This window comes from Psychrobacter sp. GW64-MNA-CIBAN-0177 (assembly GCF_040309585.1).
Lineage (GTDB): Bacteria > Pseudomonadota > Gammaproteobacteria > Pseudomonadales > Moraxellaceae > Psychrobacter > Psychrobacter okhotskensis.
Genome location: NZ_JBEOOY010000432.1, coordinates 1 through 253, shown reverse-complemented (window position 1 = coordinate 253; position 253 = coordinate 1). Strand labels below are relative to the sequence as shown.

At 42.3% G+C, this 253-nt stretch carries 1 protein-coding gene; it reads right to left on the bottom strand.

Features of this window, described 5'->3' with window-relative positions; genetic code table 11:
• Positions 1 to 253, bottom strand: a 253-nt coding sequence (locus AAEY79_RS15740) for a pyruvate formate lyase family protein (RefSeq protein WP_352289556.1), incomplete at both ends; no start/stop codon positions are given.

The window sequence follows — 253 nt, the reverse complement described above, 5'->3', positions numbered from 1 at the left end:
CATTACGATACATTGTTTTAGTGCGAATTTTCGCCATAAAACGTTCAACTAAATCGCAAGCCATGTCATCAACACGAGGATCATTATTACCAAATTTTGGATAATCACCTTGAATATCAAAATCAACCGCAATACCATCTTCGTCGCGGATAGGCTTAACTTGAGCGTACTTAATCGCTGACAATGAATCGGCGGCAATCGATAAACCGGCAATACCACAGGCCATTGTGCGGCGCACATCACGGTCATGTAA